General features: G+C 60.5%; 17 protein-coding genes. 7 read left to right on the top strand and 10 right to left on the bottom strand.

The genetic code is table 11. The features are described 5' to 3' along the window. Nucleotides 1-48: 48 nt before the first annotated feature. Nucleotides 49-654 (top strand): restriction endonuclease subunit S, encoded by a 606-nt coding sequence (locus I1969_RS07585; protein ID WP_271748097.1) that lies wholly within the window; start codon nt 49-51, stop codon nt 652-654. 14 nt (nt 655-668) lie between these two features. On the opposite strand, the gene I1969_RS07580 is transcribed toward I1969_RS07585, so the two are convergent. The 3 genes from I1969_RS07580 to I1969_RS07570 are packed head-to-tail and all read right to left on the bottom strand — an operon-like array spanning nt 669 to nt 2,372. Continuing rightward, the gene (locus I1969_RS07580) at nt 669-1,091 is read right to left on the bottom strand and encodes a plasmid mobilization protein (RefSeq protein ID WP_006234663.1); all 423 of its coding nucleotides are present in this window, start codon (nt 1,089-1,091) and stop codon (nt 669-671) included. Between the two features lie 5 nt (nt 1,092-1,096). Further along, complete coding sequence (locus I1969_RS07575) at nt 1,097-2,167, bottom strand: site-specific integrase (protein ID WP_195234283.1); 1,071 nt, start codon at nt 2,165-2,167, stop codon at nt 1,097-1,099. Between the two features lies 1 nt (nt 2,168). Then, complete coding sequence (locus I1969_RS07570) at nt 2,169-2,372, bottom strand: hypothetical protein (protein ID WP_006681531.1); 204 nt, start codon at nt 2,370-2,372, stop codon at nt 2,169-2,171. Between the two features lie 140 nt (nt 2,373-2,512). Between I1969_RS07570 and I1969_RS07565 the strand changes: the two genes are divergently transcribed. Next, nucleotides 2,513-2,926 carry a helix-turn-helix domain-containing protein gene (locus I1969_RS07565; protein ID WP_195234281.1) on the top strand — a complete coding sequence of 138 codons (414 nt, stop codon included), beginning with the start codon at nt 2,513-2,515 and terminating at the stop codon, nt 2,924-2,926. Between the two features lie 617 nt (nt 2,927-3,543). Here the strand turns inward: I1969_RS07565 and guaA are convergent. Further along, a complete protein-coding gene (gene guaA / locus I1969_RS07560) occupies nt 3,544-5,142 on the bottom strand; it encodes a glutamine-hydrolyzing GMP synthase (RefSeq protein WP_035136929.1) in 1,599 nt (532 codons plus the stop codon). Between the two features lie 267 nt (nt 5,143-5,409). Between guaA and I1969_RS07555 the strand changes: the two genes are divergently transcribed. Continuing rightward, complete coding sequence (locus I1969_RS07555) at nt 5,410-6,423, top strand: asparaginase (protein WP_195234279.1); 1,014 nt, start codon at nt 5,410-5,412, stop codon at nt 6,421-6,423. A gap of 21 nt (nt 6,424-6,444) precedes the next feature. Here I1969_RS07555 and I1969_RS11335 read toward each other — a convergent pair whose 3' ends face one another. Continuing rightward, entirely contained in the window at nt 6,445-6,663 is a 219-nt protein-coding gene (locus tag I1969_RS11335) for a helix-turn-helix domain-containing protein (RefSeq protein ID WP_035136926.1), read from the bottom strand. A 76-nt stretch (nt 6,664-6,739) separates the two neighbouring features. Between I1969_RS11335 and I1969_RS07545 the strand changes: the two genes are divergently transcribed. Next, nucleotides 6,740-7,129, top strand: a complete 390-nt coding sequence (locus I1969_RS07545) for a hypothetical protein (protein WP_195234277.1) — start codon at nt 6,740-6,742, stop codon at nt 7,127-7,129. A gap of 9 nt (nt 7,130-7,138) precedes the next feature. On the opposite strand, the gene I1969_RS07540 is transcribed toward I1969_RS07545, so the two are convergent. The 5 genes from I1969_RS07540 to I1969_RS07520 form a co-directional block, all read right to left on the bottom strand. Continuing rightward, the gene (locus I1969_RS07540) at nt 7,139-7,522 is read right to left on the bottom strand and encodes a DUF1648 domain-containing protein (protein WP_118384797.1); all 384 of its coding nucleotides are present in this window, start codon (nt 7,520-7,522) and stop codon (nt 7,139-7,141) included. An 11-nt stretch (nt 7,523-7,533) separates the two neighbouring features. Continuing rightward, entirely contained in the window at nt 7,534-8,610 is a 1,077-nt protein-coding gene (ychF, locus tag I1969_RS07535) for a redox-regulated ATPase YchF (RefSeq protein WP_117800540.1), read from the bottom strand. A gap of 113 nt (nt 8,611-8,723) precedes the next feature. Next, nucleotides 8,724-9,977, bottom strand: a complete 1,254-nt coding sequence (locus tag I1969_RS07530) for a 4Fe-4S binding protein (protein WP_195234275.1) — start codon at nt 9,975-9,977, stop codon at nt 8,724-8,726. 151 nt (nt 9,978-10,128) lie between these two features. After that, nucleotides 10,129-11,184, bottom strand: coding sequence for a glycerol dehydrogenase (locus tag I1969_RS07525; RefSeq protein ID WP_229028335.1), 1,056 nt, complete (start codon nt 11,182-11,184; stop codon nt 10,129-10,131). Nucleotides 11,185-11,315: 131 nt separating this feature from the next. Further along, complete coding sequence (locus tag I1969_RS07520) at nt 11,316-12,539, bottom strand: iron-containing alcohol dehydrogenase (protein WP_022093871.1); 1,224 nt, start codon at nt 12,537-12,539, stop codon at nt 11,316-11,318. 500 nt (nt 12,540-13,039) lie between these two features. Between I1969_RS07520 and I1969_RS07515 the strand changes: the two genes are divergently transcribed. The 3 genes from I1969_RS07515 to I1969_RS11080 are packed head-to-tail and all read left to right on the top strand — an operon-like array spanning nt 13,040 to nt 17,382. Further along, nucleotides 13,040-14,116: a tetratricopeptide repeat protein gene (locus I1969_RS07515; RefSeq protein WP_195234271.1), complete on the top strand. Its 1,077-nt coding sequence runs from the start codon at nt 13,040-13,042 to the stop codon at nt 14,114-14,116. Continuing rightward, on the top strand, nt 14,116-15,159 hold the full coding sequence (locus I1969_RS07510) for a hypothetical protein (RefSeq protein ID WP_161194305.1): 1,044 nt from the start codon (nt 14,116-14,118) through the stop codon (nt 15,157-15,159). Before I1969_RS07515 ends, I1969_RS07510 begins: the two co-directional genes overlap by 1 nt. A gap of 45 nt (nt 15,160-15,204) precedes the next feature. Beyond that, on the top strand, nt 15,205-17,382 hold the full coding sequence (locus tag I1969_RS11080; RefSeq protein ID WP_229028327.1) for a MurT ligase domain-containing protein: 2,178 nt from the start codon (nt 15,205-15,207) through the stop codon (nt 17,380-17,382). The last annotated feature ends 116 nt before the right edge of the window (nt 17,383-17,498 follow it).

Raw genomic sequence — 17,498 nt, 5'->3', positions numbered from 1 at the left:
CGAACTGCAAAAAGTTATGCACTTAACAATTGGCAATCATTATAAGACATAGATACATCTACCTGGGAACAGCGTAAGTTGGGCGAGCTAATGGATGTCGCATCGGTGCGTAGGGTTCATCAAGAAGATTGGACAGATGAGGGTGTGCGATTCTTGCGTGCACGTGACCTTGTTTCGTTTGCCAAGAATGAGTCTATTGAAGACCCTTTGTTTATATCTTCTGAGATGTACAAAGAATACTCGGCGCAATCTGGCAAGGTCTCAGTTGGCGATCTGCTCGTAACAGGCGTTGGAACTATAGGTGTTCCATGGCTTGTGACCAGCGACAATCCCGTTTACTTCAAAGACGGAAACATCATCTGGTTTAAAAATCGGTATAGCATTGACGGTGGTTTCTTCTATCACAGCTTTACAGCTAGCGCTATTCAGAATTATATCAATGAGGCCGCAGGCATTGGAACAGTTGGAACTTACACAATAGAGACCGGCAAAAAGACGCCAATCTGGTTACCTTCAAGGCAAGAGCAGCGTGAAATCGCCGCGATGATGACGCATCTCGACACCCTCATCACCCTTCATCAGCGTATGGGTCCCATCTTCTGCTTTTGCGCACATGGATCAAGAACCAATTTCGCGTCCACTCTTCAAGGATAGCTTCGGATATTACGCTACCCGCGCCCCATTCCGAAGATGCTCATGTCGCCATCGGCGCCAGCTTCAGGCGTCTTCGGCACAGCCGAGGGCGCCTTCGTTTGCGGTTCCTCTTCCGCTGGTGCGTCTATCGGCTCGCTGAGCGCCAGGAAGAGCCTCATCACAAGTTCGAGCCTCTGCTGCAGAGAATCGCTCAACTCGCCGTAGGAGGCCGCCAGTTTCACCTCTTTGGCCAACTCCACCATCGAGTCTTTAAGCGCCTTCTGCATGCTCACGGAGGGCCTCACTTCAACCTCTGTATCGGTTAGCTTAGCGATGATGTAGTCCTGCCTGAGCATGCCGCTCCAGGCAGCCATCTCGCATATGAGCTTGTGCTCTTCGGGCGTGCAGCGAAACGCCATCGTCTTGCTGCGCTTGCGGGCGCTGTTCTCGCACGGCATCCTTCTTACCCCCTCGCTCCGTCGAGCGCGGCGGCCATCTCGTCCTGCTTCGTGGGGAACAGGTGCGCGTAGCGGTAGGTGATGTCCACCGCCTCGTGGCCCATGCGCTCGGCGATGGCCAGCGCGGAGAAGCCCATCTCGATCAGCAGGCTCACATGGCTGTGGCGTATGTCGTGTACGCGGATGCGCTTCACTCTAGACGCCTTGCACCCGCGCTCCATCTCGTGGGCCAGGAAGTGCTTGGTCACGGCGAACAGGCGCTCGTCGGGCGCAACGTCGTCGCGCAGTTCGATGAAGTCCGCCATCTCGTCGCGCAGGAAGGCGGGCATGACGATCGTGCGCACCGACTTGGGCGTCTTGGGGTCGGTCACGGTGTCCACGCCGTGGAGGCTCTGGTACGACTTGTTGATGCGAAGCCGGGAGCTCTCCAGCATGAAGTCGGACGGCGTGAGCGCCAGAAGCTCGCCGCAGCGTATGCCCGTCCAGTAGAGCAGCTCGAAGGCATGGAACGAGAGCGGCTTGTCCATGACGGCCTCGCTGAACCTCAGGTACTCGTCCTTGGTCCAGAACTGCATCTCGCCGCCCTTCTTCGAGCCTATCTTGTCGACCCTGCGCACCGGGTTGTCGGTGAGGCCGTAGTAGCGCTCGGCATGGTTGAAGATGGCGTTTAGCTGGTTGTTCACTGTGCGCAGGTAGGTCGGCGCCCAGGACTTCCCCTCGGCGTCCCGGTGCTCGGTGAGCTCGTTTTGCCACCTGATGACGTCGATCGGCCTCACGTCGCACATGCGCATGTCACCGAAGAACGGCACGAGCTTGTCGTTGATGATGTACTCCTTGGTGATCCACGTGTGCTCGCGTATGCGAGGCTTCACCTCGGAGGCGTACACCTCCACGAAGTCGGAGAACGTCATGTCCATGGCCCCGCCGTTAAGGCTCTTGAACTGGCCTTCCCACACGGCGGCCTCCACCTCGGAGGAGAAGCCGCGCTTCGTCTTGTGGCGCTTCGAGCCGCGGGCGTCGCGGTAGTAGCACTGCACGTAGAACGTGCCGTTGTTGTCGTCCTTGTACACGGGCATGTCAGTCCACCTCCGGGAAGTACAAGGCGTCGAAGACGTCGCTCCGGACGCGCCCGCGGATCACCACGCGCCCGCGCGCCTCCTGCTCGGCGTTTATCTTCCTGATCACCTCGTAGGCGCTGCCTTTCTTGATCCTCAGCAGCTCCGCGACCTCGTCGGCATCCAGCATGTGCGGCCTCGGCGTCTTCGCCACCTTCTCGTCCATGGCTCCTCCTGTCATTAGCGTACAGATACGTACGGTTTACAGATTCAGAGTAAACGTACATATCTGTACTGTCAATAGAATTGCGTACATTTGCGTACGCTGGTAAGATGTGCGGGTACGTAATTCCAGGAGGAGGGCGCATGTCCGTAGGCGAGAACATAAGGCGGTACCGCAAGTCGCGCGGCATGACGCAAGCGCAGCTTGCCGAGGCGGTCGGCCTGACCGAGGGGGCCGTGCGCCACTACGAGAGCGGCATCCGCGCCGTGAAGCCCGAGCTGCTCGAATCCATCGCCGCAGCACTAGGCGTATCCGTCAACGCCCTCAAGGATTACGGCGTCGAAACCGCGGGCGACCTCATATCGCTGCTCGTGCGGCTCGAGGACTCCTTCGGCATAGTTCCCTCAGCCGACGGTTCGGGCCTCTCCCTGAACCCCAAGGCGCCGCACGCGCCCAAAGCCGCGATGGCGATCGAGTTGTGGGCAGAGAAGCGCGCACGGCTCGAGAACGGCGAGATCGACGCCGCCGAGTACGAGGACTGGAAAGCCTCGCTGTAGCAGCTCTCCGCATTTCGCTACCACTAAAACCGAATCAGGGCGCCAGGATAGTCGGTGAGCTCCGCTCGCACCTGCGTATGCTGAGTTTTTACTCTCCATTGCATGCCAAGGCATTTCAAGCGTAAACGGGGAGTAAATGACGCGGTGGCTTACATGGCGGCACACGGCAGTACGCCGCGGCATTTCCCCTGGTTACTCCCGTTTTCATTGAGATGGCGAGATTCTTTACTCCCCATTAACCACCTGGGGAAACGCCGTGCAGAGACCGCCGAAAAGCCGATTGAGTTCGATTTGAGTTTCAAAGGACCTAAAACGGCCCCTTTTCGTTATCGGGGACAAAAATCGCACGTCTACTCACTTGGGATAAATTCTTACTCCCGTTCCTCCGAATACCGCCCCGTGCCTTGTCGTCTTGAAATACGGGGAGTAAATCGCGAAATCGCAGGTGAAAGGGAGTAAAACGGCAAAGAAAAAGCCTCCGTCCCAACGCGGGAACGGAGGCCAGATTACCGTATTTACTCACCGCCGTCGCTGGCGGCTTTGCCATGACTCTCGTACGAAACGAAACTCAGCGGCACAGTGCGGCACTCAAAAGTGCAGGTCAGAACCCTATCAGCCTACTCCCACTCGATCGTCGCGGGCGGCTTGGACGTGATGTCATAGCACACGCGGTTGGCGCCGGGGACCTCGGCAACGATGCGGCCGGAGATGCGGGCCAGTACGTCGTAGGGCAGCTTGGCCCAGTCGGCGGTCATGGCATCGCTGGACTCGACGGCACGCAGGATGATCGGACGCTGGTAGGTGCGCTCGTCGCCCATAACGCCGACGGACTTAATGTCGGGCAGAACCGCGAAATACTGCCAGCAGCTGTGCTCGGAGTTGCGCTCGCCGGTCTGCTCAAACAGACGCTGATTGTAGGCATCCAGCTCCTCGCGCACGATGGCGTCGGCGTTCTTGAGGATCTCGAGCTTCTCCTTGTCGACCGCACCGATGATGCGAATGGCAAGACCCGGGCCCGGGAAGGGCTGGCGGAACACGATGTGACCCGGCAGGCCCAGTGCCAGACCAAGTGCACGGACCTCGTCCTTAAAGAAATGATCGAGCGGCTCGATGAGGTCGAAGTGCACGCCCTCGGGGAACGGGATCAGGTTGTGGTGGCTCTTGATGGTGGCCGTCTTGCCGCCCGTCTTGCGAGCGCCGGACTCGATGATGTCGGGGTAGATGGTGCCCTGAGCCAGGTACTTGACCGGCTTGCCATCGGTCTCGAGCTGCTGCGCCACGGCGAAGAACTCTTTCCAGAACTGCGTACCGATGATGCGGCGCTTCTCCTCGGGCTCGGTCACACCGGCCAGAAGCTCGGCATAGCGGTCCTCGGCGTGGACGTGGATAAAGTCGACGTCAAACTGCTTGGTGAAGACCTCCTCCACCTGCTCGGGCTCGCCCTTGCGCAGCAGGCCATGGTTGATGAACACGCAGGTCATCTGCTTGCCCACGGCGCGAGCGCCCAGCGCAGCCACGACGGAGGAGTCGACGCCACCGGACAGGGCCAGAATCACGCGGTCGTCGCCGACCTTCTCGCGGAACTCAGCCGTCATGGTCTCGACCAGGTTGTCCATGCTCCAGTTGGGCTCCAGGCCGCAGATCTCAAACAGGAAGTTGCTCAGCAGCTGCTGACCGTACTCGGAGTGCTTGACCTCGGGGTGGAACTGCGTGGTGAAAATCTTGCGCTCGACGCACTCCATGGCGGCAACCGGGCACACGTCGGTGCTAGCGGTAACGGTAAAGCCCTCGGGCACCTCGGAAACGGCGTCGCGATGGCTCATCCACACGGTCTGCTCCATGGGCGTGGAGTTAAAGAGCTTGGCGCCGGCCGTGCGCGTGATGGTGGCGCGGCCGTACTCGCCCACCTCGGAGTGACCGACCTTGCCGCCGAGCGTCACCGCCGTGATCTGATGGCCGTAGCAGAAGCCCAAGACGGGAAGGCCCAGGTCAAAGATGGCGGGGTCGATGGACGGAGCGTCCTCGGCGTACACGGAGGCCGGACCGCCAGAAAGGATGAGCGCAGAGGCGTTCATCTCGCGAATCTCGTCGGCCGATATGTCGCAGGGAACAATCTCGGAATACACGTTGAGGTCGCGGACGCGACGGGCAATGAGCTGACCGTACTGCGCACCAAAGTCGAGTACGAGGACCTTTGCGGAAGCCTTTTGATCCATGGTATCCCCCTCTTGTTGGCGGGGAGCCGGTGCCCACCCGCGTGAATGAACGAAAATAACCTCCATAGTGTACACGTTATATGGGGTTTCTCGTCCCTCGCAGCCATCAGCGCACGGCAAACGCACGACCAGGCCCCAATTTGACGGCAATTGAAGTGTTACCAAACGTTACGGATGATGTAATACGTTTGAACATTGGACGCCCTGTGCCACAATACTGCCGAACGACTCCGCCTCTGCGGCGGCAAATACGATAGGAATACCAGCATGAAGCGCATCCTTCTCATCGCCACGGGCGGCACCATCGCATCGACCGAGGACGGCAACGGCCTCTCCCCCGCCCTGACCGGTGAGGAGCTCGCCCAGAGCGTCCCAGAGATCTCGGGCCTCTGCGAGCTCGACGTCGTGCAGCCCATGAACATCGACAGCACCAATATGCGTCCCAGTGACTGGATGCGTATCCGCGACGTCATCGTCGAAGGCTATGCCGACCACGACGGCTTCGTGATTCTGCACGGCACCGACACCATGAGCTATACCGCGGCAGCGCTTTCCTACCTGATTCAGGACAGCCCCAAGCCCATCGTGCTCACCGGCTCGCAAAAGCCCATGGGCAATCCCTTTACCGACGCCAAGCTCAACCTGTACCAGAGCCTGCTCTATGCACTCGACGAGCATTCGCACGATGTGTCGATTGTGTTTGGCGGCGTCGCCATTGCCGGTACGCGCGCCCGCAAGCAGCGCACCATGAGCTTCAACGCATTCATTAGCGTCAACTATCCGCCCATTGCCTACATCCGCAATGACCGTATCGTGCGCAACGGGCTTCACGGCACGCATCAGGACGAAAACTCGGTGCATTTCTACGACAGCATCGACCCGCGCGTATTTGTACTCAAGCTTACGCCCGGCGTAAACCCGGGCATCCTCGACGCCCTAGCCGATAGCTACGATGCTGTAATCCTTGAGACCTTTGGCATTGGCGGTATCCCCGAGTTTGGTGAGTCGGGCGAGTCGTTCCAGGAGGCGATTTTCCGCTGGGTCGATTCGGGTCGCACCGTCGTCATGACCACACAGGTCCCCGAAGAGGGCCTCGATCTGGGCGTTTATGAGGTCGGCCGCGCTTACGCCGATCATCCGGGCATCCTGCGCGGCGATGACATGACCACCGAGACGCTCGTGGCCAAGACCATGTGGGCACTCGGCCAGTCACGTGATGCGTCAGAAATTCAGCGCCTGTTCTACAGCCAAGTCAACCACGACCGTATCCCGATGGTGTAACCACCGGTCAATATGCATCTTCTATTCAATGCCCTCGAGAAGTTCTGACACCGTCATGCCGAGTGCGGGCGCGATCTTAAATAGAACCTTGAGCGTGAAATTTGCCGTCCCATCTTCGATTCGGTCGAGGTAGGGTCGGCTGATTCCTGTCGCCACACAAAAATCAACCTTGGAGATACCAAGGTCCCTGCGTGTCTCTTCGACCCGCCTGCCAAGAATCTGTTTCGCACGTTCGTCCATGCAGCCGAGTTTGAAATGGAGCCGAACATAAACGTAAACTATAGTTTACGTTTTGCCGAATACACAGGAGTTTTCTATGTCGGGTTCTTCGGTCCGCATGCACCGAGCCACGCTTCGCACAAACAGCGCACCGCCCAAGCTCGTCGTCGTTGAAGCAGAATGCCTTTCGCCCGATGAGCGCACAGCATTTGCATTGCTATCAAGTCGCGTCGTCGCCGTTCTGGTCCCTTGCCCGGCGCAAGGTGAACTTGCCATTCAATGCCAAACGCACGGCTGCTCGCTCAATCAGGTTGCCGTAATCGCAACCAGCCAACGCGGCCTGCCGCTCCTTTTAGAAGCCGGCATAGCACTCGCCCTTCGCGGCGCCGGATACGAAAACGAGGCCGCCGCCGATGTAGTCTTTCAACCACGATCGAGCGGCGGCCTCGCAGCAGCCATTGAATATGCGTGCAGGCTCGTTGCCTAAAAGGACAAGCTAGAAACCAAAACCAAAGCCCGTTCCGGTAATCGCCGAGTACATAAAGTAAACGTTGATCACGTTGAGGAACACACCCGTGATGCAACCGTTGCGCAGGTAGCGTTCGCACACGATGCGCGCCATGGCGGCGGAGTCATCATTGTTTTTGGCTTGACGTCCCGCCGTAAAGTATGTCGCCACGCTCAGCAGCAGGTTGAGCACCGGTAGCGCCAGCAGCTCGTAGCTCTTGCCCCATCGCGTCACCTCGCCGGCTGCGTTAAACTTCGTTGCCACCTCGGGGCCAATGTTGGGGATTACAAACGCTGCGACCACCAGCGGAAGCACCGCAAGCACCAGCAGTGCGATGCCCATGTAGCCGGCTTTTTTGCCATATTTGAACATATGCGTCGTCCTTACACGTTAAAGCGGAAGTGCACGACGTCGCCATCGGCCATGACATAGTCCTTGCCCTCAATACGCAACTTGCCGGCGGCCTTGGCGCCCTGCTCGCCGCCGAGCTCGATGTAGTCGTCGTAGCCAATGACCTCGGCCTTAATAAAGCCGCGCTCAAAATCGGTGTGGATGACGCCGGCGGCCTGCGGGGCGGTCGCGCCCTGGCGAACCGTCCAGGCCTTGACCTCCATCTCGCCGGCCGTAAAGAACGACTGCAGACCGAGCAGCTTATAGGCCGCCTGCGCGAGCACGTCCAGACCGGGCTGCTCCAGGCCCAAGCTCTCCAGGTAGTCGGCGGCGTCCTCGGGATCGAGCTCGGAAAGCTCGGCCTCAATCTTGGCGCAGATGGGCAACGGCTTGACGCCATCGATGGGCGCCAGGTCCTCGTTGAGCATATCCTCGTCCACGTTGGCCACGTACAGAATGGGCTTCATAGTGAGCAGGAACAGGCCCTTGGCGGCGGCACGCTCCTCGTCGGTCATCTCCATGGACGCGGCTCGCTTGCCCTCGTTGAGCCAAGCGAGCAGGCGCTTGGCCACCTCGAACTTGGGCATGAGCTCTTTGTCGCGCTTGGCCTCCTTCTCGAGCTTGGGCAGCTGCTTCTCGAGCGTGCCCATGTCGGCCAGGATGAGCTCGGTCATGATGGTGTCGGCATCGCCGGCGGGATCGACGAACTCGCCCGTGCGGCCCACCTCACGCATGACGTTGGGGTCCTTAAAGTAGCGCACGACCTCGCAGATGGCGTCGGTCTCGCGAATGTTGGCCAGGAACTGGTTGCCCAGGCCCTCGCCCTCGTTAGCGCCCTTCACCAGACCTGCGATGTCGACGAACTCGACCGTCGCCGGCACAATGCGACCCGGGTTAACGATGTCGGCGAGCTTTTGCAGGCGGTTATCGGGCACATCGACGATACCCACGTTGGGGTCGATCGTGGCAAACGGGTAGTTGGCGGCAAGGCCGGTCTTTTTGGTAAGCGCGGTGAACAGCGTCGACTTGCCCACGTTGGGCAGGCCCACGATACCGATGGAAAGGGACACGACAGCTCCTTTGGTACAGGTACTTCAAACTTCATAAGTATAGCGCCGCCGCAGCATCCGGGCGAATCCGGACACCGCAGCGGCGCAAATGAAGCAGAGATAGGGGTCGCTGACTAGTCCGCGAGCTTCTCCACCTGATCGAGCATCTTGTCGAGCTTGGCCTTTGCCTCAGCCTTGACCTTCTCAGCTTCTTCGTGAGCCTTGGCCTTCTGAGCAGCTTTTTCCTCGGCCTCGGGGTCGACGACGACCAGATTGGACGCATCGTGCTCAACAAGCTTGAGCGCATGCTCGGGGCACACCTTGACGCAGGCTCCGCAACCTAGGCAATACGTGGACTCCAGTGCAAAGCGACCGCTTCCCACCAAATCGCAGGCAAACGTGGGGCACACGTTGATGCACTCGCCGCACGACGTGCACTTGTCAAAATCGCACTCCGGCGTGCTCACCTGCATGTTCTGGGCAAGCTCGGGGTGGTTTTGCAGCGTCGAGAGCACCAGCTGCCGCCCGTGCGTGAGCGAACGTCGACGCTTGGTCGTCGTGGTGCCGCACATGGTGTTGAGCGTGCGCTCCAGCTGGGTAATCTGATGGCGATGGGCCTTGAGCTTTTGCGTCACCGAAGCCAGCGCCGCCGTCGCCGGATTGAGCTTGGTCACCGTCAGGCCCGTGGTACGGGCGATCTTTTCCATGTACTCCTTGCGCTCGTACTCGCGGCGCTTATGGCATTTGAGGCTCTTGGGGTCGACCTCCAGGCCCATGCCCGTACCGGCCCACTCCTCGGCCTTCGCAATCGCCTCGCCCAGGATGTCCTCGCCGCCGGTGTTGCGGCATTTATCGCACACGCCCAGCGGCAGGTACACACTCACGTTGGGATAGTCGGCCAGCACCGAGAACCAGGTCTCGGCCGTAATGTCGCCCACGCAGGCAACGACGACCTCGTTTTCGCGCGGCATGCGCTTGAGGGCGCGCGTGCAGGTGACGTAGGCGGTCTCGTGGCTCGTAGCAGCAGAGACGATATCGTCATACAGGTTTTTAGGCGCCAGGCGCGGCGAGATGATTGCCTCGGTTGGGCAGACAGCGGCGCACAGACCGCACTTGCGGCAGGAGTCGAGGATCTCGATGGCGTCCTCCTCGACCTCGATAGCGTTGACCGGGCACACGTCCATGCACGCGGTGCAGCCGCTCTTTTCGTTTTTGCAGGTCAGGCACGGAATGGTGTTGCCGCGCGGACGCTCCTTGTAGTCGGCAGGATTCCACTGCGGCGCCGACGGATCGAGTGCATTGGTCACACCGCCAAGCGGGTTTTTAAGAAAATCGAAACCCTTGCTGATCTCGATAATGTCATCAAACAGATCGTGTTCCTGCGCCATGCGCGGCCCCTCCCTGAGCAGTGCAAACAAGCAAGAGATAATGATACGCTATCGGCCCATGCCTCGGGCAAATTACACGCGGCGCATCTTTGCGGCAAATAGCCCATGGCCTATCGCCGCCTCGATTGCACAAGTTCAATCAAGCGCCAAACTATGCCTCGCACATGAGCTGTACGAGCTTTTGTTTGGTCACCTTGGCCTGCTCGTTGGCCATATTACGTTCGTTTTTAAAGACCGCATTTGCAACGCTCATCAGGTCGGCATCGGAAATCTCGCCAAGGCCCAGCTCCTCGAGCGTCGTCGGCAGACCGACGCGCTGGCAAAACTCGAGCACCTGATTAAGCTCGGGCGCACGCTCCAGACGCAGCTGCACCACCAGGCCAAATGCCACGGCCTCGCCGTGCATGGCCTTGCACTCGGGCAGAATCGTTAAGCCGTTGGCGATGGCATGGGCAAGCGATAGGCCACCGCTCTCAAAGCCAACACCCGAGAGCAGAATATTGCACTCGATCAGGCGCTCAACCGCCGGCGATATACGTCCCTTTTTGAGATCGCGCTTGGCAGCGACGCCGCACTCCATGAGCGTGTCATAGCAGGCCCGAGCAGCAACCAGGGCCAAGTGCCCCGGCGTGCCACCGTGCTCGTTGGCGCCATGCGCCGCGGCGCACGAACGTGCCTCGAAGTACGTTGCCAGCGCGTCGCCCATGCCAGCGACCGTCATACGCAGCGGGGCTGCCGCGACCACGTTGGTATCGACCACAACTAGGTCTGGATTCTTCTCGAGCATCAGGTAGCGGTCGAACGACCCGTCCTCGTGATACAGCACCGAAATCGCACTGCACGGACCGTCCATCGAAGCCGCCGTGGGGCATACGCACAACGGCAACTCGGCATAATACGCAACGGCCTTGGCGATATCGAGCATCTTGCCGCCGCCAATGCCCACCACCATGTCACAATACTCGGCCTGGGCTTCCTTAGCCATTTTTACAACGGCTTCTTCCGTACACGGACCGTTATAAATCTTAAAGAATGGCTCGCTTAGGTCTTCGTCCAGAAATCCATCGACGATCTGCTTGCACAGCCGATCCTCGGTGCCCTGGTCAAACAAGACATAGGCAGCGCAGCCCAACCATGACAAATACCTGCCCTGGCGCGAAAGTTCGCCCGGCCCCTGAACATACCGGCCGGGACCGCCATAAACCATAGGAAGCGCCATACGAGAATCCGCCCTTCATCAAACAACGATTAGTGCAAAGTAACCTGATCCCTTTGCACCATAGCAAAAAGGGCCCCGCGCATTGAGCGCGAGACCCCTTGCAAGACAGTGGGAGTCGATTAGAAATCGATGTCGGTATCGTAGTAGCAGGCCTTGAGGATCTTCTCGAAGTCGGCAGCCTTGGTCTCACGCGGGTTCTCGGGCGTGCAGGCGTCCTGCTCGGCGTTCGCGGCGATCTCGGGCAGCTTGGCGAGGAACTCCTCCTCGGAAACCATCTGCGGGTTCTCGGCGTCGACCTTCACGCCACCATTCGCGTAATCCTTGATGGACTGCGGAATGTTGAGCTGGTCGTTGAGGTCGCGGATCTTCTGGACGAGCGCAGCGATGAGCTCCTCGTTGGTCTCGCCGGGAAGGTGCAGGATCTCCTTGGCCACGTAAGCGTAACGCTCGGCAGCACGGGGATCCTTGGAGTTCCACTGGATGACCTTGCCCAGGTACATGGCGTTAGCGGCACCGTGGATGATGTGGCCGTTCTCGAAGGCAGCACCGGTCTTGTGAGCCATGGAGTGAACGATGCCGAGCAGGCCCGAGGAGAAGGCGATACCGGCGATGCACTGAGCCTCGTGCATGTGCTGACGGGCCTCATGGTCGCCAGCATAGGACTTGGGCAGCCACTCGACGATCTCGCGGATGCCGTGCAGAGCGTTGGCGTCGGTGAACATAGAGGCGCAGGTGGAAACGTAGGCCTCCATGCAGTGGGTCAGAGCATCCATGCCGGTGTGAGCGCACAGCTTGGCGGGCATGGTGTAGGTGAGCTCGGGGTCGACGATGGCGACATCAGGGGTGATGTTGAAGTCGGCCAGCGGGTACTTGATGCCCTTTTCGTAATCCGTGATGACGGAGAATGCGGTGACCTCGGTAGCAGTGCCGGAGGTAGAGGAAATGGCGCAGAAGTGAGCCTTCTGACGCAGCTCGGGGAAGCTGAACGGCTGGATAATGTTGTCGAAGGACTCCTCGGGATACTCGTAGAAGACCCACATGGCCTTAGCAGCATCGATGGGCGAACCGCCGCCGATAGCAACGATCCAGTCGGGCTCGAAGTCGCGCATAGCGGCTGCGCCCTTCATGACGGTCTCGATGGAGGGATCGGACTCGACGCCCTCGAACAGCTTGACCTCCATGCCGGCCTCTTTGAGGTCGGCCTCAACGTCCTGCAGGAACCCGCCGCGGCGCATAGAGCTGCCGCCAGAAACGATGATGGCCTTCTTACCCTTGAGGTTCTTCACCTCGTGGCGAGCGCCCTCACCAAAGTACAGATCGCGAGGATTGGTAAAACGTCCCATACTGTGCCTCCTAAACAAGCCCCTCTTAGACTTGCGTATATAACGGAGCACCCAATTGGCTCCGTTAGGACCGGTTTGCGCGTTGCCGGCGATGACAATGCGCGATGTCTAAACGTCTCAACGCTCAGACAAACACTATTTTACCGTTCTGGTTGGTCAGTTATTCACCTAAAGCCGCCAATGATGAAACGTTTTTTCTATCCCTGAAGACCCTTGTGCGGCATTCATACTCCCAAGCTGGGCAAACGTTTTATCAAGGTTGACTACATATCCCGGGCAGGACCGTGCCCCTCCAAAATATGCACCGTTCGCCGCCAAAAATCGACCGTTTGCGGCACCGTGATACCACTCGGTCGTCCAAGGTGCCGACATTTGTGCGACATCCGTCTTCGTGGTGCAAAGGTGCAAGTCCAAGTGCGGCACCCCCGGTGTGCCACATGCGGGTAAACTAGAACCTTATATAGAAACATTTGAACCCTAACCGCAGCAAAGGAGGCCCCATGGCATTCGATCCCATTCAAGAGGATTGCCATCGCCTCGTTCTTGAGGCCTTGCGCCGCGACAATATCCCGCTCACCGACGGTGCCGCCGTAGAGCGTCTGATGGAACAATTCACCCGCAACCCCGCACCGCTCATCGTGCACGACCGCGACCGCGCCGGGCACCTCATTGCCAAGGTGGTCGAGGCTGTCGACTACCGCATTCCCTTTATCCCTGACGATACCCAGGCAGAGCAAGAAGAGGCAGCTGCCGAGAACATGCTCCGCGAGGCAGCCGCGCTCGACCCGGCCAACTGGGATGCCCAGCGCATGCTGACCGCCCTCACCGCCAGCTCCAACGAGGAATACGTACAGTACTTGGCATCCAAGCGCGATGAAGTCGAGCATGACCTGGCGCTCAAAATCGCCTCGGCGCAGGACCCCTACGAGCGTGAGGCCGCTGGCGACCTTATGCGCCGCCCCTACCTGCGCTGGCTTGCCGCCTTGGCATCGCGCGCGCTCATTAGCGGACGCTACCGCATGTCGCTCCAAGCCGCGAATCGCAGCTTGGACTTTGCGCCCAACGACCCCGCTGGTGTCCGCCACACCGCGATGCTCGCTATGGCAAAGCTCGAATACCCCGCCGAGGAGCTCAAGCGATTTCGCTCTGCCCACTCCGTCCCCTATCTCGCCAACACGCCGCTGCGCCGTCGTCCCAAAGATGCGGAGCGCGACTTGGACCCGTGGACGCTCATCGCGCTGATGAGCGCTGCCTGGCGCGAGCTGGACTACGAGGGCGCCGAGCACTACCTGCGTATCCTTGTGCGCTCATGCCCGCACGCAGCCGAGGCGCTCTACTTCCAAACCGAGTTTCCCGATGGCGTCTATGCCCGCGTCAACGTGGGCGTGGGCTCCACCGATGAGCTCGTCCTTGCCCTGTCCGAGGCGACGCCGGTGCTACAGGAGGGCCTGGGCGCGCCCGACAACGCCAGCTTTGCCGCCTGGGTCGCCACCAACGACATCGTGCGCTCCCAGATCGACGAGCGCATCCTGCGTGCAGCCGAGCAGGGGCTTCCATTTAAGGGAGGGGACCTCTAATGGATCCGAGCGTCTACATCCCCGCCTACTTGGAGCGCACCTATCTGGCGTCGCACCCCGAGCTCACCGATGCAGCACGCGAGCTTGTCCATAACGACATTAGCGCGAATCCCCAAAAGTATGCGCAGTCCGAGCATGCTCAGGCGCTGCTGTCCTATGCCGGTGTTCATCGCCACCTGCTCGACGAGCTCCATCGCATCGAGGACATGGGCAGCGACGAGGAGTTTGAGCAGACGCGCAACCGCCTGTTCGACGATATGCGTGATGAGCTGCTCAAGATCGTCCGCATCGATGCGCTGGCCGTCGATGCCCAGCTGCTCGCCATCATTTTGGCGGACACGCCCGTCGACGCCTGCCTGGGCGACCTGATGAAGCTCGAGACGAGCACGGCCGACTACCTGCAACAGGGCGTGCCCGGGTTTGATATGGAGGCCCCGCACTACTGGGCCAATAATGTTTTGGCCGACGGTGTCACCGCAGCAGACCTCACCGTGAGCGAGCCGGCCCTTATCGGGTGGCTCCACACGCTCGAGGCCATCTCGCAGCTGTGCATGGCGAGCGCTCGTTACCGCGCCGCCGCCAACTATGCTCGCCGTGTCCTTAAGGCGGAGGGCTATCCCACCCGGGCCGCCGGCACCGTATTGCTTGCCCTCGCCCGCTTGGAAGACCAGGACGGCTTTTTTGCCCTGGCGCATCAGCTCGAGGAACAGATGGGGGCAGACGCACTCGAAAACTCTCCTTGGTACCTGCTCGCCCGCACGATCTTGCTGTTCAAAACAAACAAGATGCGCCCGGCGACGCGCGCGCTGCGTGAGTTCGCCAACCGCTGCGAGGGTGGCGCGTTCTTCTTGCTGAACCCCATGTACCAGACGCCGTATCTTCCCTGCCGACCCGAGCCGCGCGACCCTTGGGACCTCTCGCACCAGGCGGTTTGGGAAGCCGACGGCATCATCTCGGACACCCCAGACTTTGCCCCCTGGGCCAACGCCTGCGAAGATGTATCGCAGCTCGCCCAGGAATTTGCGCGCCGCTACGGCTTTTAGCGACGCGATCGCCCCGACCATGTCATCTATGTTAGGAACGGCTTCATGAACCTCCGCTCATCTCTCGCCTGTACCTCGAGCGATATCGCTCGCTGGGGACTGCGCTCTGTCCTCAAACGCCAGGGCGGCGTACTCCCCGGCCGCATCGCCATGAAGATCGACCCCGAGCTGCTAAGCGACCTCGCCGGCCTTATCGACCGCAGCGTGGTGATCACCGGCACCAACGGTAAGACCACCACCTCCAACCTCATCGCCGACGCCGTTGCCGCCAGCGGCGCCACCGTGGTATGCAACCGCGCCGGCAACAACATGGAGCCGGGCGTGGTGGGTGCACTGCTCGAGGCGCGCAGCGGCCTCAAGCGAGCCGGCGGCGGCAAGCGCGTGGGCGTTTTTGAATGCGATGAGCTCTACACCGTGCGCGTCCTGCCCAAGCTCAAGCCGACGTACTTCGTGCTGCTCAACCTGTTCCGCGACCAGCTGGATCGCTATGGCGAGATCGATCACACCCAGGAGGTCATCGCCCATGCGTTGGAGCTCTCTCCGGCAACAACGCTCATCTACAACGCAGACGACCCGCTGTGTGCCGCGATCGCCGCACGCGTTCCCAATGCAAACATCGCCTTTGGCATCGACGGCGCCACCAACACCGAGTCCGACCGTATTAGCGATTCGCGCTTTTGCTCACAGTGCAACGCGCCGCTGGAGTATGACTACGTGCAATACGGCCAGCTCGGCGCCTACCATTGCCCCTCGTGCGGCTGGGCCCGCCCTGTGCTTGTCCGTCGCGTGACGGGCGTGGAGCTCGGCTGCGACGGCTACGACTTTGACCTGGTCTTTGGATCTGCGCCCGACGCGGCTGCCGCACACATCGCCACACGCTACAACGGCCTGTACATGGTCTACAACGTTGCCGCCGCCTTCTTTGCCGCGCACGAGTTGGGCGTGGATACGGCGCTTCTACAGCCTACGCTCGATGCCTACGTCCCCGCCGGCGGACGTATGGGGCGCTGGGATATCGCCGGCCGCACCGTCGAGGCCAACCTGGCTAAGAATCCCGTAGGCTTCGATCGACAAATCCAGTCCATCAAGACGGCAGGCGGCAGACTCTGCGCTTTCTTCCTTAACGACAATGACGCCGACGGACACGATGTATCGTGGATCTACGACGTCGACTTTGAGCGCATCGCCGACACGCCGGGTCTTGTCGCCTTTGCCGGAGGCACGCGCGCGCACGACATGCAGGTGCGCCTCAAGTACGCCGGCATCGATGCCGCGATTATCTCGGACGTCGCGCAGGCAATTGGCGCCGTGGCAGACGAGGCCGCCGATGACACCTTCTACGCCGTCGCCAACTACACGGCCTTCCCGCCGCTGGTCAAGGAGCTCGACGGGCTGAAAGGCGCCACCGCCGACGCTGTTGCCGGGCGCGCCGTAGCCCGTGCCGACGGCAGCGCTCTTCCTGTCGGCATCGCGCCAGTCGAGCTTTCGCACCCGCTGCGCATCGTCTACCTGTATCCCGATGCCCTTAACCTCTACGGCGACGGCGGCAACGTCATCGCCCTCGAGCGCCGCTGCGCCTGGCGTGGCATTCCCGTGCGCGTGGACGAGGTCCGTATGGGCGAGTCACTCGATCTCACCGATGCCGATATCGTCATGATGGGTGGCGGCTCCGACCGCGACCAGCTAGCCGTGGCACACGAGCTGCTCGCCCAAAAAGACAAGATCGCGGCCTATGTTGAGGATGGCGGCTCGCTGCTTGCCATCTGTGGCAGCTATCAGCTGCTCGGCCGTTCGTACTATATGGGCGAAAATCGCATTGAAGGTCTGGGGGTCATTGCCGCTGAGACCGTGCGCGGCGCCAATCGCCTGATCGGTAACGTCGCCGTCAAGACCGACCTGTCACCCGAGCCCTTTGTGGGATTCGAGAACCATGGAGGTCGCACCCTGCTCGACGCAGACGTCACGCCGCTCGGAACGTCCGTCGTCACGGGTACCGGCAACAACGGCGACGACGGCTTTGAGGGCCTGATCTACAAGGGCGTCATCGGCACGTACTTGCATGGCCCGGCGCTGCCCAAGAACCCCGAGCTCGCCGACTGGCTGATCGCCCATGCCCTCGAGCACCATGGCGATGCACAGGCCGCCGCCTTGCTGCCGCTCAAACCCCTCGACGACACCTACGAGCACGCCGCCCACGACGCCGCCATGAAGCTCCTCCCCTAGCACTTCACCACCACAAAGGGGACAGGCACCTTTGTGGTGGGTTGATTTCCGATCTCAGCCGAACACATTGAGCAAATAGGCCATTCCCGCAGTTAGCTGAACGCCCCCGCGGCCCC

The sequence above is a fragment of the Collinsella aerofaciens genome (assembly GCF_015548375.1).
In the GTDB taxonomy this organism is placed as follows: domain Bacteria; phylum Actinomycetota; class Coriobacteriia; order Coriobacteriales; family Coriobacteriaceae; genus Collinsella; species Collinsella aerofaciens_AB.
This window is presented reverse-complemented; position numbering and strand designations above follow the sequence as displayed.